Annotated in this window: 18 protein-coding genes; 4 read left to right on the top strand and 14 right to left on the bottom strand. The window is 64.4% G+C overall.

The annotated features are described in order from the left end of the window. Window positions 1–77 precede the first annotated feature (77 nt). Window positions 78–1,202, top strand: coding sequence for a zinc-binding dehydrogenase (locus BMX36_RS03345; protein ID WP_093063675.1), 1,125 nt, complete (start codon window positions 78–80; stop codon window positions 1,200–1,202). Window positions 1,203–1,222: 20 nt separating this feature from the next. Here BMX36_RS03345 and BMX36_RS03340 read toward each other — a convergent pair whose 3' ends face one another. From BMX36_RS03340 to BMX36_RS03280, 14 genes are all read right to left on the bottom strand, one after another. Then, window positions 1,223–2,938 (bottom strand): glycogen debranching protein, encoded by a 1,716-nt coding sequence (locus BMX36_RS03340; RefSeq protein ID WP_256210746.1) that lies wholly within the window; start codon window positions 2,936–2,938, stop codon window positions 1,223–1,225. 125 nt (window positions 2,939–3,063) lie between these two features. Beyond that, window positions 3,064–4,683 (bottom strand): alpha-D-glucose phosphate-specific phosphoglucomutase, encoded by a 1,620-nt coding sequence (locus tag BMX36_RS03335; protein WP_093063674.1) that lies wholly within the window; start codon window positions 4,681–4,683, stop codon window positions 3,064–3,066. Then, complete coding sequence (gene glgA, locus BMX36_RS03330) at window positions 4,680–6,113, bottom strand: glycogen synthase GlgA (protein ID WP_093063673.1); 1,434 nt, start codon at window positions 6,111–6,113, stop codon at window positions 4,680–4,682. The genes BMX36_RS03335 and glgA overlap by 4 nt, the downstream gene beginning before the upstream one ends. A 91-nt stretch (window positions 6,114–6,204) precedes the next feature. Then, window positions 6,205–7,464, bottom strand: a complete 1,260-nt coding sequence (gene glgC, locus BMX36_RS03325) for a glucose-1-phosphate adenylyltransferase (RefSeq protein WP_093063672.1) — start codon at window positions 7,462–7,464, stop codon at window positions 6,205–6,207. A gap of 115 nt (window positions 7,465–7,579) precedes the next feature. After that, the gene (glgB, locus tag BMX36_RS03320) at window positions 7,580–9,733 is read right to left on the bottom strand and encodes a 1,4-alpha-glucan branching protein GlgB (RefSeq protein ID WP_093063671.1); all 2,154 of its coding nucleotides are present in this window, start codon (window positions 9,731–9,733) and stop codon (window positions 7,580–7,582) included. Further along, window positions 9,730–12,159, bottom strand: coding sequence for a glycogen/starch/alpha-glucan phosphorylase (locus BMX36_RS03315; protein WP_093063670.1), 2,430 nt, complete (start codon window positions 12,157–12,159; stop codon window positions 9,730–9,732). The genes glgB and BMX36_RS03315 overlap by 4 nt, the downstream gene beginning before the upstream one ends. Before the next feature lie 67 nt (window positions 12,160–12,226). After that, on the bottom strand, window positions 12,227–12,580 hold the full coding sequence (locus BMX36_RS03310) for a HesB/IscA family protein (RefSeq protein WP_066779043.1): 354 nt from the start codon (window positions 12,578–12,580) through the stop codon (window positions 12,227–12,229). Continuing rightward, a complete protein-coding gene (locus tag BMX36_RS03305; protein ID WP_066779040.1) occupies window positions 12,580–13,038 on the bottom strand; it encodes an SUF system Fe-S cluster assembly protein in 459 nt (152 codons plus the stop codon). The genes BMX36_RS03310 and BMX36_RS03305 overlap by 1 nt, the downstream gene beginning before the upstream one ends. Beyond that, window positions 13,035–14,246, bottom strand: a complete 1,212-nt coding sequence (locus BMX36_RS03300; protein WP_093063669.1) for a cysteine desulfurase — start codon at window positions 14,244–14,246, stop codon at window positions 13,035–13,037. Before BMX36_RS03300 ends, BMX36_RS03305 begins: the two co-directional genes overlap by 4 nt. 154 nt (window positions 14,247–14,400) lie before the next feature. Further along, complete coding sequence (locus BMX36_RS03295; protein ID WP_093063668.1) at window positions 14,401–15,480, bottom strand: SufD family Fe-S cluster assembly protein; 1,080 nt, start codon at window positions 15,478–15,480, stop codon at window positions 14,401–14,403. Then, window positions 15,477–16,220 (bottom strand): Fe-S cluster assembly ATPase SufC, encoded by a 744-nt coding sequence (sufC, locus tag BMX36_RS03290; protein ID WP_093063667.1) that lies wholly within the window; start codon window positions 16,218–16,220, stop codon window positions 15,477–15,479. Before sufC ends, BMX36_RS03295 begins: the two co-directional genes overlap by 4 nt. Next, the gene (locus BMX36_RS21285) at window positions 16,207–16,479 is read right to left on the bottom strand and encodes a hypothetical protein (protein WP_143058501.1); all 273 of its coding nucleotides are present in this window, start codon (window positions 16,477–16,479) and stop codon (window positions 16,207–16,209) included. Before BMX36_RS21285 ends, sufC begins: the two co-directional genes overlap by 14 nt. After that, window positions 16,476–17,939: a Fe-S cluster assembly protein SufB gene (gene sufB, locus BMX36_RS03285; protein ID WP_066779033.1), complete on the bottom strand. Its 1,464-nt coding sequence runs from the start codon at window positions 17,937–17,939 to the stop codon at window positions 16,476–16,478. Before sufB ends, BMX36_RS21285 begins: the two co-directional genes overlap by 4 nt. A gap of 1 nt (window position 17,940) precedes the next feature. Then, window positions 17,941–18,405: an SUF system Fe-S cluster assembly regulator gene (locus BMX36_RS03280; RefSeq protein ID WP_093063666.1), complete on the bottom strand. Its 465-nt coding sequence runs from the start codon at window positions 18,403–18,405 to the stop codon at window positions 17,941–17,943. Between the two features lie 143 nt (window positions 18,406–18,548). Between BMX36_RS03280 and BMX36_RS03275 the strand changes: the two genes are divergently transcribed. From BMX36_RS03275 to BMX36_RS03265, 3 genes are read left to right on the top strand one after another with little or no spacing between them, the layout of a single operon-like run. Further along, entirely contained in the window at window positions 18,549–19,577 is a 1,029-nt protein-coding gene (locus BMX36_RS03275; RefSeq protein ID WP_093063665.1) for a quinone-dependent dihydroorotate dehydrogenase, read from the top strand. A gap of 32 nt (window positions 19,578–19,609) precedes the next feature. Continuing rightward, the gene (locus BMX36_RS03270) at window positions 19,610–21,352 is read left to right on the top strand and encodes a gamma-glutamyltransferase family protein (RefSeq protein WP_093063664.1); all 1,743 of its coding nucleotides are present in this window, start codon (window positions 19,610–19,612) and stop codon (window positions 21,350–21,352) included. 32 nt (window positions 21,353–21,384) lie between these two features. Further along, window positions 21,385–23,178 carry an AMP-dependent synthetase/ligase gene (locus BMX36_RS03265; RefSeq protein ID WP_093063663.1) on the top strand — a complete coding sequence of 598 codons (1,794 nt, stop codon included), beginning with the start codon at window positions 21,385–21,387 and terminating at the stop codon, window positions 23,176–23,178. Window positions 23,179–23,197: the final 19 nt, after the last annotated feature.

The following is a 23,197-nucleotide window of genomic DNA, read 5'->3' as shown; positions in this document are numbered from 1 at the left end:
GCGCTAATTGTCTCGACATCGCGCCCTGCGGGCGAGATGGACGGCAGGCGTGACAATCGTCTCATTCAGGAGCCGCCATGACAGATCTGCCCGATAGCTTTCGTCGTCTCGTGTCGACGGTGACCCCCGAGGGTCAGGTGAAGCTCGCCCTGCAGGACGCCCCCATTCCGTCATTGAACGATGACGACGTTCTCGTTCGCGTCGAGGCAACCCCGATCAACCCGTCTGATCTGGCAGTCCTGCTTGCGCTCACCGACGGAACCGAGTTCAAGCGCGAAGGCGACGCATCGGTCGCGCCGCTCAACCCGGCAGTGCAGCGTGCGCTCTCCGCGCGCGCCGGAGTCGATCTTCCGGTCGGCAACGAAGGCGCTGGCAAGGTCGTCGCGGCTGGCGCGTCGGCGGCGGCACAAGCGCTGCTGGGCAAGACGGTGGCGCTCGCGGGGGGCGGCTTCTACGCCCAGTACCGCAAGGTTCGCGCCGCCGATTGCATGATCGTGCCGGAGGGCACCAGCGCCGAAGAGGCTGCCTCCTCCTATGTCAATCCGCTCACCGCGCTGGGCATGGTCGGCACGCTGAAACGCGAGGGATATCAGGGGCTCGTGCATACCGCCGCGGCCTCCAACCTCGGCCAGATGCTGGTTAAGCTGTGCGCTGCCGATGGCATTCCGCTCGTGAACATCGTGCGCAGCGACGCGCAGGCGCAACTGTTGCGGAGCCTCGGTGCCGAGCATGTCGTGAACATGACGGCAGACGACTTCCTGCCCAGCCTGATTGACGCGATCGCAGCCACCAACGCTTTTCTCGCCTTTGATGCCGTTGGTGGCGGGAAGCTCGCCGGGCAGATCCTGACCGCAATGGAGCAGGCGGCGCTCCGCACGCAGCGCGTGGACGGGCCGTACGGGTCGCGGCAGATGAAGCAGGTCTATGTTTATGGTGGACTCTCGCCCGCTCCCACCGAGTTCAACCGCGGCTTCGGGATGCGCTGGCGCATGGGCGGGTGGCTGCTGACCTATTTCCTTGAAGATATCGGCCCGGACAGTGCGAAGAACCTGCGTGACCGCGTTGCTAAGGAACTGAAGACGACTTTCGCCAGCAACTATACCAAGCGCATCACGCTATCCGAGATGCTCGATCCGGCTGTGATCGCCGCCTATGGTAAGCGCGCCACCGGCGAGAAGTATCTCGTACTGCCGCAGGCTTGATCCAAAGCTCCGCCCTGGGCTTACGCCCGGGGTGGAGGCAGCAGGTCCACGATCCGGCTGGCGCGATCGATCCTGATGCCGGCACCCTCGGGTAGTTCCATCACCAATCCATACGAAGCTTCCCAGTCGGCGGCGTTCATCGCGCCGCCCCTGATCGTCGACCATGTAAGATCGTGCCGGATCCCCGGCGCGCCGATGCCGGCGTTCGCACGCCGCCAGGCGGCGAGACCTGCCACATAGCGCTCCAGGTCGCGATCGCGGGCGCTCCAGTTCAGCCAGGACGTGGCATTATCCTGGGCATAAGCATTGTTGTTGCCGCCCTGGGTGCGTCCGAATTCGTCCCCGGCGGTCAGCATGATCGTGCCCCGCGCCGCGAAAAGGCTGGCGAGCAGCGCGCGCACGTCCTCACCCCTGCCCTCCCCTTCCGAGCCTGCGTTCCAACTCACCTCGTCGGCGTGACCATCGCGGTTCTGTTCGCCATTCGCGTGATTGTGCCGCGCGGCATAGGCCACGGTGTCGGCAAGGGTGAATCCATCATGGGCAGCAACGAAATTCACGCTGCGCGTCCGTTCAGTCCCGAAGATGTCCGTAGATCCAGCCAGGCGCGTCGCCAGCGCCCCCGCACTTCCGTCACCACGCCAGAAACGGCGGACGTCGTCCCTGAAACGGTCATTCCACTCAAGCCAGGTCGAGGGAAAGGCGCCAAGCTGATACCCTCCCGGCCCGACGTCCCAGGGCTCGGCGATCATGATCCTGTCGGCAAGAAGCGGGTCCGCCGCGATCTCCGCAAAGATCGCAGCATTCGGATCGAAACCGGGTGACCGCGCAAGCACGGGTGCGAGATCGAAGCGGAAACCGTCGACGCCTGCCTGAGTGACGAAGTGTCGCAGGGTCGCAAGCGTCATTTCTCGAACATGTGGTTGCCCGAAGTCCAGGATATTGCCCGTGCCCGCATCGTTGATGAGGGCGCCGTCCGGTGCGCGCGCATAGACCTGATCATCCAGCCCCCTGAACGATAGCGTGGGCCCATGCAGGTCGCTTTCACCGCTATGGTTGAACACGAGATCCAGGATGGTGCCGATCCCCTCCTGCCGCAGCGCCTCCACGGTCGCGCGCAGCTCTGCCATGCCGCCTGGGCAGAGCCTGGGGTCGAGTGCCATCGGCACCACCGGGTTATATCCCCAGGCATTGCGCAAGCCGAGTGGCGGAAGGTGCCGCTCGTCGATCCAGGCGACCACCGGCATCAGCTCGACCGCATCCACTCCCAAGCGCCTCAGGTGTGCGATCACCGCAGGGTGGGCGAGTGCAGCCACGGTGCCACGCAGCTCCTCCGGCACGTCCGGGTGCAGCATGGTGAACCCACGAACATTCACTTCATAGATAAGTCCGCCGGCCTTGAAGACCGGCGCTCGCGGCGGAAGCGGCGGCAACGGCCTGGTCACGACCGCCTTTGGCACCAGCGCCGCCGTATCCAGGCCCGGCTCGCACAGTTCGGGATGGTAGGTGAACGGGCCATCGAGGTGCGTGGCGCCCGGATCGACGAGCAGCTTGCTGCAATCAAACGGAGGCGGGCCAGCTGCGCGCAGCCCGTATCGCGTTCCTTGCGCCAGCGTCAGATCGCAGCACCAATGCTCACCGTCTCTGACCATCGGCAGGCGCGTCTCACCCGCGGCATCGAACAGGCAGAGCCACAGCTGGTTCGCCTTAGGCGCCCTGACGCGAAACACGTGCGTCATCACCGGGTGTGATGTCGTCTCTTCATCGGCGCTGGCGTTCACCATTCGGCCCCCGGCCAATCCAGCGACAGGAGTACCGGCATAGCTGACACAGACGAGCTATCGAGCGGCTTGATCACCCAGGATCACGTGACGACGTCTGGGCGAGCGCGTCCGGTATGCCGCACGATGCCTGCCACCTCATCCGCCGCCGCCGCGATGCCGGAAAGCATCTCGGTCGTATCTGCATCGAGCTGGCCACCAGCCGGCTCATATCGCTCTAGATACACGCGCAGCGTCGCACCTGATGTTCCGGTGCCGGACAGGCGAAATACGACCCGGCTCCCACCCACGAATAGAATTCGGATGCCCTGGTTCTCGCTCACTGATCCATCCGTTGGGTCATGATAAGCGAAATTGTCGGCCGTCTCGACGGTAAGATCGCCGATCACGCGCCCCGGCAGATCGGCAAGCTTCTCGCGCAATCCCGCCATCAGGGCATCTGCCGCCGCGCTCTCGACGCCCTCATAGTCATGACGCGCATAGAAGTTGCGGCCATAGTCCGCCCAGTGATCCTGCGCGATCTGCTTTACCGTCTTGCCAGTCGCCGCCAGGATATTCAGCCATAGCAGTACCGCCCACAACCCATCCTTTTCACGGACGTGGTCAGACCCGGTACCGGCGCTCTCCTCGCCGCAGATCGTTGCCTTGCCCGCGTCGAGCAGGTTGCCAAAAAATTTCCAGCCGGTTGGCGTTTCGAAGGCCGGAATGCCGAGTGCTGCAGCTACTCGGTCTGCCGCCGCGCTGGTCGGCATGGATCGGGCGATACCCTTCAGGCCCCCGGCATACGCCGGCGCCAGATGGGCATTGGCTGCCAGCATCGCGAGACTGTCAGATGGCGTGATGAAGATCCCGCGCCCGATGATGAGGTTCCGGTCGCCATCTCCGTCGGAGGCGGCACCGAAATCAGGCGCATCAGGCGACATCATGAGGTCGTGGAGCTCGCGCGCATGGACGAGATTGGGATCGGGGTGATGACCGCCGAAATCCTCCAGCGGCGTACCATTGCGGACCGTGCCCTGCGCAAAGCCGAGGCGCCGCTCCAGGATCTCCTTCGCATAAGGCCCCGTCACGGCATGCATCGCATCGAAGGCCATGGTCAGCCCTGCCCCGCGAATGGCGGTGAAGTCGAACAAGGTCTCCATCAGATCCGCGTAGAGCGAGACCGGATCAACGATCTCGATTTTCATCCCGCCCAGTTCCTGCGGATCAGCCCGATCAAGATCGATCGTACCATCCCTTACGATACGATACTCGTCGATCGCTCGCGTTCGCGCATAGATCGCATCGGTGATCTTCTCGGGTGCCGGCCCTCCGTTTTCGGCATTGTACTTGATGCCGAAATCCTCGTCGGGGCCGCCGGGATTATGGCTCGCCGACAGGACGAGCCCGCCGATCGCGCCCGAACTGCGGATCAAGTGGGAGGCGGCGGGGGTGGAAAGGATGCCGCCTTTTCCGACCAGCACGCGGGCGAAGCCATTGGCCGCCGCCATGCGGATCGCCTTGTCGATGACCTCTCGGTTCAGATACCGGCCGTCGCCCCCGATGACCAGGGTCGCACCCGATCGATCCTCCACCACGTCGAAAACCGACTGGATGAAATTCTCCGCGTAGTTCGGCAGCTGGAAGACCTTCACTTTTTTGCGAAGGCCGGACGTGCCGGGCTTCTGGTCCTGAAAGGGCGCAGTGGCCACCGTCTCGATCATGCGTCGATCAATCCCCGATACAGCGCGGCATAGGCAGCCCCGCTCTTCCCCCACGAAAAATCGGCCTTCATGCCGCAGCGCTGAATGCCCTGCCAGCAACGCCGATCCGCGAACAGCTGACATGCGCGCCGCATCGCATGCAACAGGCTGTCCCGCGTGACACCGTCGAACTGGATCCCGGTCGCGACCTGTGCATCCATTGCGGCGATATTCGCGTCGATGATCGTATCCGCGAGGCCGCCTGTTCTCGCGACGATCGGAACGCACCCGTAAGCAAGACCGTATAGCTGCGTCAGCCCGCAGGGCTCGAAGCGGGACGGGATCAGGATCGCATCGGCACCACCCTGCAGAAGATGCGACAGCGGCTCATCATAGCCGATGCGCACACCCACGCGTCCGGCATGGCGCGCCGCGGCGGCGAGAAAATTATTCTCCAGTCCGGGATCACCCGAGCCAAGCATGGCAAGCCGCGCGCCCATTTCAACGAGTTCGTCAAGGCAGCTGGCGAGAACGTCCATGCCCTTCTGCCACGTCAGGCGGCTGACCACCGTGAAGATCGGCCCGTCGCCCGGCGCCAGGCCGAACTCGCGCTCTACCGCCCGCTTATTCGCCGATCGCCGCGCCAGCGTCTTGGCCGAGTAACGGGCTGGCAACGCGGCATCATGCTCGGGATTCCATATCGCCTTGTCGATACCGTTCACGATGCCCGACACCCGCGCCGCGCGCTGGGCAACCAGGCCCTCAAGCCCCATGCCGAAGTCCGGGCGAAGGATTTCGCGCGCGTAGGTCGGGCTGACCGTCGTCACCGCGTCTGCCGCTTCGAGCCCCGCCTTCAGGAAGCCGACACCGCCATAATATTCGACCCCGTCGATCGCCCATGCGTCCTCCGGCAGGCCAAGTTCGCCGAAGATGTCGGCGCCGAAGCGTCCCTGAAAGGCGATATTGTGGATCGTCATGACGGATTTGATCGGCGAACCTGCGTAGCGCAGATAGGCAGGCGCAAGCCCCGCTTGCCAGTCATGGGCATGGAGCAGGTCGAAGGACAGGCCCTTCACCCCGCCCCGCCCGATCTCCGCAGCCGCCCGCGCGAAGGCGGCGAACCGGCGCCAGTTGTCCGGCCAGTCTGCACCCGTGGCGTCGCCATATAATCCGCCCTCGCGCATGAAGAACGCAGGCGCATCTAGGATGATCAGCGGCTGGCCTGCGATCTCACCCCGCAACAGCCGCGCGGTGCCCCCGCCGAGCAGGTCACGCCAGGTGTGAACCACGCGCCCGGCTGCAGCCTCCATGACCGCCGGATAGCCGGGCAGCATCGTCGTCGTTGTGATCCCATGAGCGGCCAGCGCCTGCGGCAACGCGCCTACCACGTCTGCAAGGCCACCCGTTTTGACCAGCGGGAAGGCCTCAGAAGCGACCGCGAGGACTTTCATCCCCTCTCCTCGGCGGAACGCAAAGCGACCATGTGATCGTTAGCCGCATCGCGCGGCCGCTGCCCGCTGATCAATCGTACCGCCGTCACCCTCATACTAGCCGATCGATCATCGGCTTTGTGATGAGACAGATCCCTTCATCCGTGCGCCGGAAGCGCCGAGCATCAAGTTGCGGATCGTCCCCCACGACCAGCCCGTCGGGGATCTGAACCCCTCGATCGATCACCACCTTGCGAAGCCGAGCGCCGCGCCCGACCTTCACATAGGGCAGGACCACCGCTTCATCGAGCATGGCGAAACTGTGCGTGCGGACGCCGGTGAACAGCAGCGACCGATAGATGGAGGAACCCGAGACGATACAATCACCCGAAACCAGGCTTGCGACTGCCGATCCACGCCGCCCGTCAATATCATGGACGAACTTTGCTGGAGGCGTAAGCTCCGAATAGGTGGAGATCGGCCATGATCGATCATACAGATCCAGCGCCGGCACCACATCGGTAAGATCGATGTTGGCCTTCCAATAGGCATCCACCGTCCCGACATCGCGCCAATAGGCGGACGCTTCGTTGGAGGAGCGAACGCACGACGTGCTGAACTGATGGGCCACGGCTTTGCCGTTCTTCACCAACCACGGCACGATATCGCGGCCGAAATCCCGGTTCGATCCCGGGGTTTCCGCATCCCGTCGCAACTGATCGATCAACAGCGACGTCTTGAAAACGTAGATCCCCATGGATGCGAGCGCCACGTCCGGCTTGCCCGGCATGGCGGGGGGATCGGCGGGCTTCTCGACAAAGTCGATGATCCGGCCGGTCTCGTCTATGTGCATGACGCCAAAGGCGACCGCTTCCATCCGCGGCACTTCCATGCACGCGACCGTCACATCGGCTTCCTGCTCGCAATGCTGCTGCAGCATCAGCTCGTAATCCATCTTGTAGATGTGATCACCAGCCAGGATCACCATATATTCGGGATCGTAGCTTTCGATGATGTCGATGTTCTGGAACACGGCATCGGCCGTGCCCTCATACCATTGAAATTCACTCACGCGCTGCGACGCGGGCAGGATATCGAAGCTTTCGTTTCGCTCGGGGCGAAGGAAGTTCCACCCGCGCTGAAGATGCCGGATTAGCGAGTGCGCCTTGTATTGCGTGGCGACACCGATCCGCCGAATGCCGGAGTTGATGGCGTTCGACAGCGCGAAGTCGATGATCCGGCTCTTGCCACCGAAATATACCGCCGGCTTTGCGCGCGTATCGGTCAGCTCCGCCAGACGGCTGCCGCGTCCCCCCGCAAGCACATAAGCCATGGCGTCACGCGCGAGCGGCTGTCCCTTCCGGTGTTCCATCCTCGTCTTCTTTCTCCCCTCATTTCGAGAGGGTTCGTGGAGGTAGTCCCTCCGGCATGGCATCTCTGGAGGACAGCCCCTCCACCAACAATCATCTACATCAAGCGTCTGCCGCTCACTCCGCAAACTCGAACATGATCGTGGCAAGCGGCGGCAGTGTCACCATGGCGAACCCATCCTTGGCCTCCACTCCACCAAGATTGCCAAGGCCGGATCCCCAATAGTCGTGCGCATCCGAATTGAGGATTTCGCGCCACTTTCCCGCTTTGGGCAGCGGCAGGCGATATGGCGCCCGCGCCACGGGCGTCATGTTGCACACCACCGCGATGGGCGGCGCGCCCGGCGCCTTGCGAAGCCAGACGAACACAGAATTCTGGGCATCGTCAGCCACCAGCCATTCGAACCCGTCGGGTTCGCAATCGAGCGCATGAAGCGCCGGTTTCTGACGGTACAGAAGGTTCAGATCGCGAACGAGCTTGCGAACACCTTCATGCGCGGTCGATTGGCACAGATCCCAGTCGAGCGCGCGATCCTCGCTCCATTCGCGCCGCTGGGCAAATTCCTGCCCCATGAACAGCAGCTTCTTGCCCGGATAGCCCCACATCATCGCGTAGAAAGCACGCAGATTGGCGAATTGCTGCCAATCGTCGCCGCTCATCTTGGTGAGCAGCGATCCTTTGCCGTGCACCACTTCGTCATGGCTGAGCGGCAGCACGTAATTTTCGCTGAACGCGTACACCAGGCCAAAGGTGATGTCGTGGTGATGATGCCTGCGATGCACCGGCTCGCGCGCCATGTACTTCAGCGTATCGTGCATGAAGCCCATGTTCCACTTGAACCCGAACCCCAGCCCGCCGCTATGCGCCGGATGCGTGACGCCCGGCCACGCCGTGGACTCCTCGGCAACCGTGAAGAAGCCGGGATGCGCGCCATAAACCGCGCGGTTCATGGACTGCAGGAAAGACGCCGCTTCCCAGTTTTCCCGGCCGCCTTCGGTATTGGGGACCCATTCGCCCGCCTTGCGGCTGTAATCGCGGTACAGCATCGACGCCACCGCATCGACCCGCAAGCCATCGACGTGGTACCGTTCGGCCCAGAAAAGCGCGTTGTTCACCAGAAAGGCAGATACTTCGCGCCGCCCGAAATTGTAGATCGCCGTGTTCCAGTCCGGGTGATAGCCCAGCCTTGGATCCTCATGTTCGTACAGCGCCGTGCCATCGAACCGGGCAAGCCCATGCGCATCGGTCGGGAAGTGGGCCGGCACCCAATCCAGCAGGACGCCGACGCCCGCGCGATGCGCACCATCCACGAAGCGGGCGAATCCTTCGATATCGCCGAATCGCGCCGATGGCGCGTACAGCCCGGTCGTCTGATACCCCCAGGAGGGATCATAGGGATGCTCGGAGATGGGAAGGAACTCGATATGGGTGAACCCCATATCGACGACATAGGGGATCAGCCGATCGGCCAGATCGTCCCAGCTTAGAAACCAACCGGTCTCGTCGCGATCCCACGAGCCCGCATGCACTTCGTAGATACTGATCGGCACGCGACGGGGATCGACACTGGCCCAATGCGCGCGGTGATCATCGTCGCCCCATTCATGCGCGAGGGGCGTGGCGGTAATGGACGCGGTCGCCGGCCTCAGCTCTGACGCAAAGGCATAAGGGTCAGCCTTCAGCGGTTGCAGCTGGCCGTCAGGGCCAACGATCTCATATTTGTAATGCCGGCCGTCGCCGAGATCGGGGATGAAGATCTCCCAGACGCCGACATCGGTGCGCCGGCGCATCGGGTGGCGCCTGCCATCCCAATCGTTGAAGTCACCCACCACTGATACGCGCTGCGCGTTGGGCGTCCAGACGGCGAAGTGAACCCCACTCGCCCCTTCATGCTCGATGAGGTGCGCGCCAAGCTTGTCGTGCAGCCGAAAGTGCGTGCCTTCCGCCATCAGCAGATCGTCAACCGGGCCTAGGACCGGACCGAACGTGTAAGGATCGGTCACAAACCAATCCGATCCGGAAGCCGTGGCGCGATATCGGAGCGGTTGCGGCTCGCCGCTAACATTTCCCTCGAACAGACCGCGCGGATCGACTTGCTCAAGCGTGCCGAGCCGCTCGCCGGAAAGGCTGAACGCCTCCAGTGTTTCCGCACCGGGCACCAGCGCTCTCGCGAAAGTACCCGCAGGGCCGGCATGAGTGCCTAGCAGGGCAAAGGGATCATCGTGACGCCCCCTGAGCAATGCCTCGATAGCGCCGGCCGGTGGCTTCACATCACGCCCCAGATCTCACGTGCATATTCGCTGATCGTCCGGTCGGAGGAGAACCAGCCCACCCGGGCGACATTCCTGATCGCAGACGCCCGCCAGCTGGCCTGATCCGCCCATCGGGCGTCAACCGTTCGCTGCGCGGCCGCATAGCTGTCGAAATCAGCCGCAACCATGAACCAGTCATGGTCGTAGAGGCCGTTCATCAGGTCCCGATAACGGTCGGGATCGTCCGGAGAGAAGACACCGGACGCAATGGCATTCACCGCCTGGGACAATTCGCGGCTGCCCTCGATCACCTCGCGCGGCCGGTACTCTCCTGCGCGCTTCGCCGCCACCTCATCCGCCGTGAGCCCGAAGATCACGATGTTGTCGTTACCGACATGGTCCTTGATCTCGATATTGGCGCCGTCGAGCGTCCCGATGGTGAGTGCACCGTTCAGCGCGAACTTCATGTTGCCGGTACCGGAGGCTTCCATCCCGGCCGTGGAGATCTGCTCCGAAAGGTCTGCGGCGGGAATGATGCGTTCCGCCAGGCTGACGTTGTAATTGGGAATGAACGCCACCTTCAGCAGCCCGCCCACCGACGGATCGCTGTTGATGCGTTTCGCAACATCATTGGCCAGTTTGATGATCAGTTTGGCATTGTGGTAACTGGACGCTGCCTTGCCGGCGAACAGCTTCACCCGCGGGATCCAGTCCTTTTCCGGGTGGCTGCGGATCTGATCGTAAAGCGCCACCGTCTCGATGATGTTGAGCAATTGGCGCTTATATTCGTGGATGCGCTTGATCTGCACGTCGAACAATGCCGCCGGATCGACGCGCAAACCGGTGTTTTCCTTGATGAAGTTCGACAGCGCCACCTTGTTTGAACGCTTCACCGCGGCAAAACGCTCCCGGAACGAAGCATCGTCTGCAAAAGAATCCAGCGCGTTGAGCTTGGCCGCGTCATCGTAGAAGTCGGGCCCGATCGCGTCGCGGATCAGGGCCGTCAGCCCCTGGTTGCAATCCATCAGCCAGCGGCGCGGCGTTATGCCATTGGTCTTGTTGTTGATGCGGTCGGGGTAAAGGCGGTGGAGATCCGCGAACACCGTCTGCTTCATCAGATCGGTGTGCAACGCCGCAACGCCGTTGACGCTGTGGCTGCCGGCGAACGCCAGATTGGCCATGCGCACCCGACGTTCGCCATTCTCGTCAATCAGGCTGATCGCCGCCACCGAATGATCGGTCGTGCCCTCCGCCTTTCGCGCTTCCCGAAGCACCCGCCCGTTGATCGCATAGACGAGTTGCATGTGCCGCGGCAGCAGCCGCTCGAACAGCGGCAGCGGCCAGCTTTCCAGCGCTTCCGGCAACAGCGTGTGATTGGTGTAGCCGAATGTCTTGCGCGTGACCTCCCACGCTTCTTCGAACGGCAGGTCATGATGATCGATCAGCAGCCGCATCAACTCGGCCACCGAAACGGCCGGATGCGTGTCGTTCAGCTGGATCGCCGCCTTGTCGGGCAAGGTCCGCACATCGCCGAAATACTGAACATGGCGACGGACAATGTCCTGGATCGACGCCGAGGAGAAGAAATACTCCTGCCGCAGCCGCAGTTCCTGGCCCGCAGCGCTGGAATCGGAGGGGTAAAGCACACGCACCAGGCTTTCCGCCCGCGCCTGGCCGGCCAACGCGCCGATGTGATCACCGGCATTGAACGCATCGAGACGGATGGGATCAAACGCGCGGGCGCTCCACAGGCGAAGGGTGTTCACCCGCTTGCCACGCCATCCCACCACCGGCGTGTCATAGGCAACGGCCTCGACCGCCTCGGCCGGCTTCCAGTGAACATGGCCCACCTCATTCCCGGTGACCTCGCCACCAAAGCCGACGAAATAGGCGCTTTCCCGCCGTTCGAACTCCCAAGGGTTGCCATGCGCCAGCCAGGTTTCCGGAAGCTCGACCTGCCAGCCGTCGTCGATCCGCTGCCGGAACATACCGTTCACATAACGGATGCCATAGCCGTAGGCGGGCAGTTCAAGCGTCGCCATGCTCTCCATGAAGCAGGCAGCAAGACGCCCGAGCCCGCCGTTGCCCAGTGCCGCGTCAGGCTCGATCTCCTCGATCTCGGCGAGGTCCACGCCCAGCGACGCCAGCGCCTCCGCCACCTCGGCGTTACGCCCCAGGTTGAACAGCGCATCGCGCAACAGGCGCCCGATCAGGAATTCAAGGCTCAAATAATAGACGCGCTTCGCACCTGCGGCATGGGCTTGCCGGGTCGATGCCATCCATTTGTCGATGATCTCGTCCCGCAGCGTCAGGATCGTCGCGGCAAGCCAGTCATGCTTGCGCGCCGCGCGTTCGTCCTTGCCGATGCGGTGAATGAGGGTGTCGACGATGCGGGCAGCGAGCGGCGAGCGGGCATCGACGGGCGCGGTTTCGGGCGAAGTCATCACCCGTCGAGCTTAGCGCCCGCCGCGCAGGAGTCACGTGGGATGCTGCAGCGCAGCTTGTCCCGGATCAGACCGTGAAGCTCTCTCCACAACCACAGGCACCCTTGGCGTTAGGGTTGTTGAAAACGAAGCCGGCGGTGAAATCGTCCTCGACCCAGTCCATGGTCGACCCGATCAGATACAGGATCGATCCGCCATCGACGAATAGCGTGCCGCCCTCGGTTACGATCCGCTCGTCAAATGGCTGGGCTTCGGTGACATAGTCGACCGAATAGGCGAGCCCCGAACAGCCGCGTCGCGGCGTCGAGAGCTTCACGCCGATTGCGCCTTCAGGCGCGCTGGCCATCAGCGCGGCGATGCGGGCTTTGGCTGTGTCGGTGAGGATCAGCGCCGCAGGGCGCTCACGAACGCTCGTTGCCATCACAACATCCCCAATTCGAGCCGTGCCTCGTCCGACATTTTCGCCGGATCCCACGGCGGATCCCACACGAGGTTCACGTCGACGATGGCGATCCCGGGAACCGAGCCGACGCGCAGCTCCACCTCCGCCGGCATGGACTCGGCGACCGGGCAATGCGGCGTCGTCAGCGTCATGGTGACTACGGCGTGGCCCCCCTCCGTCACCTCGACGTTATAGATCAGCCCCAGCTCATAGATGTTCACCGGGATTTCGGGATCGTAGATCTCCTTCAGCGCATCGATCACCGCCTCGTACAGCGCGCCACCAGGCTCATGCGCTGCATCGCCCTGCGGCTGTTGCTTCAGGAAACCATCCAGATAGTCCCGCTGGCGACCCGAAGTCTCCACCGCATCCTCGACGCGCGCGCGCGGCGGCTTGGTCTCCGCTTCCACTTCCTCGATCCGGATCGGCTCGCTCATCCGAAAATCCTCGTTACTCTTTCTATGCCCTTGGCCAGTGCCTCGACATCGGCCGGGCCGTTGTAAACGCCGAAGCTCGCCCGCGCCGTCGCCTCGACGCCAAGCATCTCCATCAGCGGCTGCGCACAATGGTGGCCGGCGCGGATCGCAACCTTCGCCTCGTCCAAGATGGTGCCGATGTCGTGCGGATGCACCCCCTCGATCGAGAAGGAGACGATACCGGCGCTGTCATCGGGGCCGAACAGTCGCACCGAGTTGATTGAGGACAGCGCCTCGCGCGCCTGGCTCACCAGGGCGGTTTCATGCGCATGGATGCGTTCGAGGCCGATACCCTCGACATAATCGATCGCGGCATGGAGGCCGAGCACCCCAACAATATGCGGCGTCCCCGCCTCGAACCGCGTCGGCGCGGGGGCATAGGTCGTCCTGGCGAAGCTGACACGATCGATCATCGAGCCGCCGCCCTGATAGGGCGGCATGGCATCGAGCAGGTCCGCCCTGCCCCACAACACGCCAAGCCCGGTCGGTCCGTACAGCTTGTGCGCGGAAAAGACGTAAAAGTCGCAATCCAGATCAGCGACATTGACCGGCAGGCGTGGAACCGCTTGGCATCCGTCGATCAGGATCTTAGCGCCGACTCCATGCGCCAGCTCCGCTGCGCGTTTGGCGTCCAGCACCGATCCCAGCACGTTCGACACATGGGCAAGCGCCACCAGCTTGTGCGCCGGGGTCAGCATAGCGGCCATCGCGACCAGATCGATGCGGTGATCCTCGGTCAGCGGCACGACATCGATCGCGGCGCCGACCCGCTCGGCAACCATCTGCCACGGCACGATGTTCGAATGATGCTCCAGCGCAGACAGCAGGATGCGGTCGCCCACCTTCAACTGCGTCCCGGCCCAGCTTTGCGCGACGAGGTTGATCCCCTCCGTTGCACCACGAACGAACACCACCTCATCTTCCGCGCCGCCGATGAAGCCAGCGACGCGGCGACGCGCGGCCTCATAGGCGAGCGTCATGTCCGCCGATCGCTGGTAAACGCCGCGGTGTACGGTGGCGTAGGTAGTATCATAGCCGCGCGTGATCGCATCGATCACCGGCCGCGGCTTCTGCGCCGTGGCGGCCGTATCGAGATACGCCCATTCGGCCGGGATCGCCGGGAAATCGGCAACCACATCAAGCGGGCGGGCAGCGGCGAGAACGGTCATGCGACCTCGCATCTGTTGAGGATGAGGCTCCACCGTCGCGCAGGGCAGGCCGGTCCGTGCGCTCCGAGCATCGTCCAGGAACGCGTGACAAGCGATGCGCCTGCGGCCAGTCCTTCGACTGCGTTCGGGGCGAACGAGGTGGGCGACCGGTTCATCAATCCAGCGCCGCCTCGAGCCAAGCGTCTGCGTCCGCCTCGAATGCGTCGCGCACGGTCTCGTCACCGATCCGCTCCAGCGCGTCGGCAACGAACGCGCGGGTCAGGATCGCCTCGGCGCGGGCGCGCGGGATGCCGCGGCTCTGCATGTAGAACAGCGCCCGGGAATCAAGCTCACCGACCGTCGCGCCATGCGCGCACTTCACGTCGTCGGCGAAGATCTCCAGCTCGGGCTTCAAATTCACCGTCGCGGTGCGATCGAGCAGCAGCCCGCGCAGGCTCTGCTCGCCATCGGTCTTCTGCGCATGGCGCGCCACCTCGACCGCCGCGGCAAGGCTGACCTGCGAGCGATCCGCCGCTACCGCGCGCCACACCTGGCGCGAGGAGCCGTTGGGATGCGCATGATTCACGCGAACCGCGCATTCCTGCTTCTGATCGGCGGAGGTGAGCAGCGCGCCGCCATATTCGGCAAAGGCTCCGTCGCCCGCCATCGTCAGCTGTGCGTCGATCCGGCTCCCCTGGCCGCCAGCGCCGAGGAACACGGTAACGAGGCTCGCCGCTTCGCCGATCTCTGCCGCCTCGCGCAGCGACACGAAGCCAGCCGGCTGCAGCAGCCGCACCGAGCGCATCAGCCGCGCGCCCTTGCCCAGCCGCGTGCGAGTGAAGCGGTTCTGCCAGCCGGCGCCGACGAACGTTTCCACCACCTCGGCCGCCGCATCGTCCGCAAGCACGATCTCTGCCGGCACATGGTTCTGCCGCCCGGTGGCGACATGAACGATCTGCACCGGGTGAGTCACCGCCTGCGCATCAAGACGAAGCGTCCAGCCGGTGCCGCCGGCGCGCCGCCCCAGCGGGTGATCGTCCGCTGCGAGCGCGCCAATCGTCACGCGGTGAAGATCACTGCGCGCTTCGTCCAGCACGCCATCGACGAACAGCAGCTTCGCACCCGGCAGGTCGAGGAAATCGGCCTCTGGCGCCGCGATCGGCGCAAGCGCCGCCGCAGCGGCCAACCCACCGAGGTCAGCCCAGCGCCACGCCTCCTCGCGGCTGGAGGGCAGATCGAGCACGGCGTCGCTCACGCCGCGACCTCCGCATAGCCCTCACGCTCGAGCTGATGCGCGAGTTCCGCGCCGCCCGAGCGGGTGATGCGGCCATCGGCGAGCACGTGGACGAAGTCCGGCTTCACGTAATCGAGCAGGCGCTGATAATGGGTGATGAGCAGCACGGCCTTTTCGGGCTTGCGCATGATACGATTGATCCCGTCGCCAACGATGCGCAGCGCGTCGATGTCGAGGCCGCTGTCGGTCTCGTCGAGGATTGCGAACTTGGGATCGATGATCCCCATCTGCACCATCTCGTTGCGCTTCTTCTCGCCGCCCGAGAAGCCGACGTTGACCGGGCGCTTCAGCATGTCCTGGTCGAGGCCCAGCGCATCGGCCTGCGCGCGCGCCAGCTTCAGGAACTCGCCGCCCGACAGCGGCTTCTCGCCACGCCCGGCACGCTGCGCGTTCAGGCTCTCGCGCAGGAACTGGACGTTCGACACGCCCGGGATCTCGACCGGATATTGGAAGCCAAGGAACAGCCCCGCCGCGGCGCGCTCATTCGGCTCCAGCTCGAGCAGGTCGACCCCGTCAAAGGTCACGCTGCCCTCGGTCACTTCATAGCCCGGCCGACCGCCAAGAACATAACCGAGCGTCGATTTGCCAGCGCCATTCGGCCCCATGATCGCGTGGATCTCGCCCGCATTCACGGAAAGGCTGAGGCCCTTGAGGATTGGCTTGCCGTCGATCTCGGCGTGGAGGTTTTCAATCTTTAGCATCTAAAACCGACTTCCTGAAATTTGCGTCGATCATCTGGAATCGCGGCTGGTAAAATGGGAGCGACTTCACTCCGGCAGCCCGCAATCGCGAACAACTACGTAACTGCGCCTCAACGGCCGCGCCCCGCGCTCGTCTCCCGTTCTTCGTCAAGAGCTGGCGGATCTCGGTGCCGTTGTAGAGGCAGTCGACATAATCATTGAGCTCGGCAGGCTCCACGTCGGACCACCCGGCCACGAGTGCGAACGCAAGCGCGATCATCCCACCGAACCCTCAAGGCTGATGCCGAGCAGCTTCTGCGCCTCGACGGCAAATTCCATCGGCAGTTGCTGAAGCACCTCGCGCGCAAAGCCGTTGACGATCAGCGCCACGGCGGCTTCCTGATCCAGCCCGCGGCTCATCGCATAGAACAGCTGGTCCTCGCTGATCTTGGACGTCGTCGCCTCATGCTCGATCTGCGCGCTCGGGTTGCGCACCTCGATATAGGGCACGGTATGCGCGCCGCACTGGTCACCCAGCAGCAGGCTGTCGCACTGCGTGAAGTTGCGCACGCCCTCTGCGGTCGGCGCGACCCGCACCAGCCCGCGATAGGTATTGTCCGAACGGCCGGCGCTGATCCCCTTCGACACGATGGTCGAGCGGGTGTTCTTGCCCAGGTGGATCATCTTGGTGCCGGTATCCGCCTGCTGGCGATTGTTGGTCACCGCGACCGAATAGAACTCACCGACGCTGCCATCGCCCGCAAGGACGCAGCTCGGATACTTCCACGTCACCGCAGAACCAGTCTCGACCTGAGTCCAGCTGACCTTGCTGTTCTTGCCTTGGCAGAGCGCGCGCTTGGTAACGAAATTGTAGATCCCGCCCAGGCCGTTCTCGTCGCCGGGATACCAGTTCTGCACGGTCGAATATTTGATCTCGGCATCGTCGAGCGCGACCAGCTCCACCACCGCGGCATGGAGCTGGTTCTCGTCGCGCATCGGCGCGGTGCAGCCCTCAAGGTACGAGACGTACGCGCCCTTGTCGGCGACGATCAACGTGCGCTCGAACTGGCCGGTATTCTCGGCATTGATGCGGAAATACGTCGACAGCTCCATCGGGCAGCGCACGCCCTCCGGAATGTACACGAACGTGCCATCGGAGAAGACCGCGCTGTTGAGCGTGGCGAAGTAATTGTCATGCTGCGGCACGACCTTGCCGAGCCACTTCTTCACCAGCTCGGGATATTCGCGGATCGCTTCCGAGATCGACAGGAAGATGACGCCCGCGGCCTTCAGCTCCTCACGGAACGTGGTCGCCACGGAGACGCTGTCGAATACCGCGTCGACCGCGACCTTGCGCGCGCCCTCGACGCCGGCGAGCACTTCCTGCTCGGCGATCGGGATGCCCAGCTTCTCATAGGTCCGGCGAATTTCCGGATCGAGCTCGTCAAGCGACGCGATGGTCTTCTTCTGCTTGGGCTCCGCGTAATAATAAGCGTCCTGATAGTCGATCGGCGGAATGTCGAGCTTCGCCCAGTCCGGCGATTCCATCGTCAGCCACTTGCGAAACGCCTTCAGCCGCCAGTCGAGCATCCACTCGGGCTCGCCCTTCTTGGCGGAGATGTAGCGAACGGTGTCCTCGTTCAGCCCCTTGGGCGCGAAGTCCTGCTCCACCTCGGTGGCGAAGCCCCATTCGTACTTCTTGGATACCGCGGCGAGCGCCTCGGCGTTCTTGGTGGCCATGTCAGGCGTCCACTTTCATGTCGGTCATGGTTCGTGCCTCGGTCGGAGGAACGATCGGCGTGGTGGCGGTGAGCTGGGTCAGCGTAATGCCGGCGAGCGCGCCGCGCACCGCATTGTTCACCACCGCCCAATGCGGCTTTACGCGGCAACTGCCGTCCAGCGCGCAATCATGCTGCGCCGTATCGACACAGGTGGTGAGCGCGATCGGCCCCTCCACCGCCTCGATGATGTCAGCCAGCGTGATCGTCGCCGGCGGGCGCGACAGGCGGAAGCCGCCGCCGGTGCCGCGCGTGCTTTCAATCAGTCCGGCGGAGGACAGCCTGCTCACCAGCTTCTGCGCGGTGGGAAGCGGCACGCCCGTCTCCTGCGCCAGACTGGTCGCATTGACACGCGCCAGCCCGCCGCAATGGCGCGCCGCGGCCGTCATCATGACGACGGCATAATCGGCAAGGCTGGACAGGCGCATATTGCGAGCGGTTCTCAAATCGGACTAAATCGTTCTGATTGCCAAATGGGCGTGAGAGGCCGGGAAATCAACCCGCGATTTTGGCCGTTCTCCCTGCGCCAGCCCCCTTGATCTTCGCGCCCGATCATGGGCACCGGACCGCAATGACCTTTCCGATGCGCCCCGCCCTGTTCGCGCTCGATGCCGAGCGTGCCCACCGCCTCACGATCCGCGGCCTTGCGCTCTGGGGCCGTCTGGGCACGCCGGGCGCTCGCGAGGTCGCCGATCCGGCGCTCGCCACGACCGTGGCCGGTATCCGCTTCGCCAACCCACTTGGGCTCGCCGCCGGTGTGGACAAGGACGGCGAGGCGGTCGCTGGGCTGCACGCGCTCGGCTTCGGCGCTGTGGAAGTCGGCACGCTCACGCCTTTGCCCCAGCCCGGCAATCCAAAGCCTCGCCTGTTCCGGCTGATCGAAGACGAGGCGGTGATCAACCGCATGGGCTTCAACAATGGCGGCCTCCAAGCGGCGCTTGGGCGATTGCCGGTCAGCCGGCGCGGCGTGCTGGGCCTGAATGTCGGCGCGAACAAGGACGCGGGCGACCGCATCGCCGATTACGTGACCGGGGTAACCGCCGCAGCCAAGGTCGCCGATTACGTCACGATCAACATCAGCTCCCCCAACACGCCAGGACTGCGCGATCTGCAACATGGCAGCGCGCTGCGCGATCTGCTCGCCGCCACGCGTGCCGCGGCGGGCACCCGACCCTTGTTCCTGAAGGTCGCACCCGATCTGGATGGCCCCGCGATCGATGACATCGCCCGCGCGGTGATCGACAACAGGCTGGATGCGCTCATCATCGGCAACACGACGATTTCTCGCCCTCCGCTCGCCTCAACCAATGCAAGCGAAAGCGGCGGCCTCTCCGGTGCGCCTCTCGCCACATTGGCACGCCAGAAGCTCCGGGATTTCCGCGTCGCGACCGGCGCTGCCGTTCCGCTGATCGCCGTTGGCGGCATCGGCAGCGGGGCGGAGGCGTATGAACGAATTCGCGCCGGCGCCAGCCTCGTTCAGCTCTACAGCGCCATGGTCTATGCCGGGCCCGGCCTGCCCACCCGCATCCTTCGCGATCTCGCCGCGCTGCTTCGGCGTGACGGCTATGGGTCGATAACCGAGGCCGTCGGCGCCGGTTGACGCAGGGAAAGGCGCCGATAGGGTCCGCGGCCATGAAAAACCTGTTGGCGCTCACCGCTCTGCTCGCCCCCATCGCCCTCATCGCACCGGACGTTGCGGAGGCGCAGGGGGTGGTGACTTCCGCCGATCCGCGCGCCACCGAGGCCGGGCTCGAGATTCTGAACGCCGGCGGTTCCGCCGCGGACGCCGCCGTCGCGATGATGCTCGCGCTCACCGTGGTGGAGCCGCAATCGAGCGGCATCGGCGGCGGCGGTTTCATGCTGCACCAGACGGCGAACGGCCCGCTGGAGACGATCGATGGCCGCGAAAAGGCGCCCGCCGCCGCCACGCCGCAGCGGTTCGTGGGCGCGGACGGCAAGCCGCTGCCCTTCATTCAGGCGTTTCCGGGCGGCAAGTCGGTCGGCGTTCCCGGCAATGTTAGGCTGGCGGCATTGGCCAACAAGAAGTGGGGCAAGCTGCGCTGGAAAGCGCTGTTCGCCCCCGCCATCCGCCTTGCCGAGGGCGGCTACAAGGTGACGCGCCCGCTCGCCGCCGCCAGCACGAACCTGGCGCCATTGTGGGGCGGCGGCAGCACCGCTGTGGCCGGGCCCGAGGGTGGCACGTCCACCGGCACCGGCGCGGCGGGCGGGCGCTTTCCGGAGGCGGCCGCGCTTTACACCAGAAACGGCAAGCCGCTGGTCGAGGGCGAAACCGTTACCAACCCCGCGTTGGGCAAGTTGCTGCGCAAGATCGCGGCCGATGGTCCCGACGCCTTCTACACGGGGCAGAATGCCAAGGCCCTGATCAACGCCGTCACGGCCACCAGGATCGCGCCCAGCGACATGACGGCGGCCGATCTTGCCGCCTATCAGGCCAAGGAGCGCCCGCCGGTCTGTGGCACGTACCGCGACTACAAGATCTGCGGCATGGCACCGCCCTCGTCGGGCGCGACAACCGTACTCCAGATGCTGGGCATGCTCGAGCGGTTCGACCTCGCCAGGCTGGGCAAGGACTCGCCGGTCGCCTGGCATCTGATCGGCGAAGCGATGCAGCTCGCTTATGCCGATCGTGAGTTGTACCTCGGCGACACCGACTTCGTGGACGTGCCGGTCGCCGGGCTGATCGACAAGGGCTATATCGCCCAGCGGTCGGGTCTGATCTCCGAGACACGCGCGCTCGGCACATACGAACCCGGCACGCCGCCGGGCGCCAAGCCGCGTACCTATGCGCCGCAGCAGGAAGTGCCCGGCACCACGCATTTTGTCGCGATCGACGCCAAGGGTGACATCGCCACCATGACCTCGACGATCGAAGGCCCGTTCGGCAGCCAGCTGATCGCCAACGGCTTCGCGCTCAACAACGAGCTGACCGATTTCAGCCTCGCGCCCGAAAAGAACGGCGCGCCCGTCGCCAACCGCGTGGAGGGCGGAAAGCGGCCGCTTTCGTCCATGGCCCCGACGATCGTGTATGATGGAAGCGGCGCGCCGATCTTCACCGTTGGCGCCGCAGGCGGCAAGACGATCCTGATGCAGGTGACGAAGGCGATCATCGCCCATCTCGACTGGAAGCTGCCGGCGAAGGAAGCCCTTGGTCTTGGCCTCATCTATTTCAACAAGGACGGGCTGGTTCTCGAACAGGGCACCAGCTTGCCGGCCATGAAGCCCGCGCTGGAGGCGATGGGGCACAAGGTGTCGGTCGGGCGTCTCGGCCTCAAGGCCAATGCCGCAGAAAAGACCGCGGCTGGATGGATCGGCGCGCCCGATCCGCGCAGCGTCGGAACGGCGCTGCGCCAGTAAACCGTACAAGAAGAAAAGAAGCGGAGAGGAACATGGCGCCACGCCAGCTCGAACATTTCCCGAATCTGGTGACGATGTTCTTCACCCGTGCGGAGCAAAAGGGCGATGTGCCCTTCCTCTGGGCGAAGCGGGACGGCGCGTGGCAGCCGATCAGCTGGTCTGAGGCCGCCCGGCAAGTGGCAAGCTTGGCGACCGCGCTCAAGTCGATCGGCCTTAGCCGGGGCGATCGGGTGATGCTGGTCAGCGAGAACCGGCCGGAATGGTGCATCAGCGATCTCGCCATCATGGCGGCGGGGTGCATCACCGTGCCGACCTACATCACCAACACTGAACGCGATCACGCCCATATCATCGAGAATTCGGGTGCGCGCGCGGTGATCGTCTCGACGCAGAAGCTCGCCGATACGCTGCTGAAGGCAGTGCTGCGCACCACGCACGTCGAAACGGTGATCGCCTTTGATCAGCTTCGCCCCCGCCCCTCCGGCGTGCGCAGTTGCAGCTGGGCTGGCCTCATCAAGGAACATGACACGCCGCCTGCGGTGATCGCGGCCGGCGCAGGCTTCGGCCGGGACGATACCGCCTGCATCATCTACACCTCGGGCACAGGCGGCGCGCCGCGCGGCGTGATGCAGCACCATGGCGCGATCCTCCACAACATCGCCGGTTGCGCCAATGTCATTTCGGAGGATCTGGGCTGGGGCGAGGAGGTGTTCCTCTCCTTCCTCCCCTTGAGCCACGCCTATGAACATACCGGCGGACAGATGCTGCCGATCGCCATGGGTGGTCAGATCTACTACGCCGAAGGGCTGGAGAAGCTCGCCGCGAACATGGAGGAGGTTCGCCCCACCATCATGTTCGTCGTGCCGCGCCTGTTCGAGGTGCTTCGCGTGCGGATCAGCAAGGCGATCGACAAACAGGGCGGCCTGTCGCAGCGCCTGCTCGGCGCGGCGCTGGACATCGGGGCCAAGCGTGCCGCCGGTACGTTGCGGCTCAGCGATCGGCCAAAGGCGCTGCTGGTCGATGCCGTGTTCAAGCCGAAGATCGCGAAGAAGTTCGGCGGCCGCATGAAGGCGATGGTTTCCGGCGGCGCACCGCTCACCCCGGAAGTCGGCATCTTCTTCCAGTCGCTGGGCGTCACCTTTCTCCAGGGCTACGGCCAGACGGAGGCAGGGCCCGTCATCTCCTGCAACCGTCCCAAGGTCGGCGTCACCGTCGACAGCGTCGGCCCGCCATTGCCCATGACGGAAGTGCGCCTTGCCGAGGATGGCGAGATCCTCGTACGCGGTGAACTGGTGATGCACGGTTATTGGCGCAACCCCAGCGAAACCGCACGGGTGTTGCAGGACGGATGGCTGCACACCGGCGACATCGGGGTGATCGATACGGCCGGCAGGATCAAGATCACGGACCGCAAGAAGGACCTGATCATCAACGACAAGGGCGACAATGTCGCGCCGCAAAAGGTCGAGGGCATGCTGACGCTGCAGCCCGAGATCATGCAGGCGATGATCGCCGGCGATCGCAAGCCGCATATGGTGGCCGTCATCGTGCCCGATCCGGACTGGACGCGCGAATTCTGTACGACCAACGGGATCAGCAATGATCCATCGGCGCTCGCCGCGAATGCCGCTTACCGTTCCGCCATCGGGCAGGCGGTTGAGCGTACGAACAAGGATCTGTCGGTAACGGAGCGTGTCCGGCGCTTCATGCTCGCCGACGAGCCCTTCACCATTGAGAACGAGCAGCTGACGCCCAGCCTGAAGATCCGTCGCCATGTGCTGCGCAAGATCTATGGCGAGCGTCTCGAAGCACTCTACAAGGGCTGAACGAACCAGGCGCGCGCCC

Source organism: Sphingomonas sp. OV641 (genome assembly GCF_900109205.1).
In the GTDB taxonomy this organism is placed as follows: domain Bacteria; phylum Pseudomonadota; class Alphaproteobacteria; order Sphingomonadales; family Sphingomonadaceae; genus Sphingomonas.
Note: the sequence above shows the minus strand (reverse complement) of the source record. Positions and strands in the feature narration are given on the sequence as shown.

Bases quoted from the DNA above. Each gene is read 5' to 3' on its own strand.
- glgC (WP_093063672.1), bottom strand. From the start codon at position 7,464: ATGGAACACCGGAAGGGACAGCCGCTCGCGCGTGACGCCATGGCTTAT.
- sufB (WP_066779033.1), bottom strand. From the start codon at position 17,939: ATGGCCACCAAGAACGCCGAGGCGCTCGCCGCGGTATCCAAGAAGTAC.
- glgA (WP_093063673.1), bottom strand. From the start codon at position 6,113: ATGAAAGTCCTCGCGGTCGCTTCTGAGGCCTTCCCGCTGGTCAAAACG.
- sufC (WP_093063667.1), bottom strand. From the start codon at position 16,220: ATGCTAAAGATTGAAAACCTCCACGCCGAGATCGACGGCAAGCCAATC.
- BMX36_RS03275 (WP_093063665.1), top strand. From the start codon at position 18,549: ATGACCTTTCCGATGCGCCCCGCCCTGTTCGCGCTCGATGCCGAGCGT.
- BMX36_RS03270 (WP_093063664.1), top strand. From the start codon at position 19,610: ATGAAAAACCTGTTGGCGCTCACCGCTCTGCTCGCCCCCATCGCCCTC.
- BMX36_RS03345 (WP_093063675.1), top strand. From the start codon at position 78: ATGACAGATCTGCCCGATAGCTTTCGTCGTCTCGTGTCGACGGTGACC.
- BMX36_RS21285 (WP_143058501.1), bottom strand. From the start codon at position 16,479: ATGATCGCGCTTGCGTTCGCACTCGTGGCCGGGTGGTCCGACGTGGAG.
- BMX36_RS03340 (WP_256210746.1), bottom strand. From the start codon at position 2,938: ATGACGCACGTGTTTCGCGTCAGGGCGCCTAAGGCGAACCAGCTGTGG.
- BMX36_RS03310 (WP_066779043.1), bottom strand. From the start codon at position 12,580: ATGGCAACGAGCGTTCGTGAGCGCCCTGCGGCGCTGATCCTCACCGAC.
- BMX36_RS03315 (WP_093063670.1), bottom strand. From the start codon at position 12,159: ATGACTTCGCCCGAAACCGCGCCCGTCGATGCCCGCTCGCCGCTCGCT.
- BMX36_RS03335 (WP_093063674.1), bottom strand. From the start codon at position 4,683: ATGATCGAGACGGTGGCCACTGCGCCCTTTCAGGACCAGAAGCCCGGC.
- BMX36_RS03305 (WP_066779040.1), bottom strand. From the start codon at position 13,038: ATGAGCGAGCCGATCCGGATCGAGGAAGTGGAAGCGGAGACCAAGCCG.
- BMX36_RS03280 (WP_093063666.1), bottom strand. From the start codon at position 18,405: ATGCGCCTGTCCAGCCTTGCCGATTATGCCGTCGTCATGATGACGGCC.
- BMX36_RS03265 (WP_093063663.1), top strand. From the start codon at position 21,385: ATGGCGCCACGCCAGCTCGAACATTTCCCGAATCTGGTGACGATGTTC.
- BMX36_RS03300 (WP_093063669.1), bottom strand. From the start codon at position 14,246: ATGACCGTTCTCGCCGCTGCCCGCCCGCTTGATGTGGTTGCCGATTTC.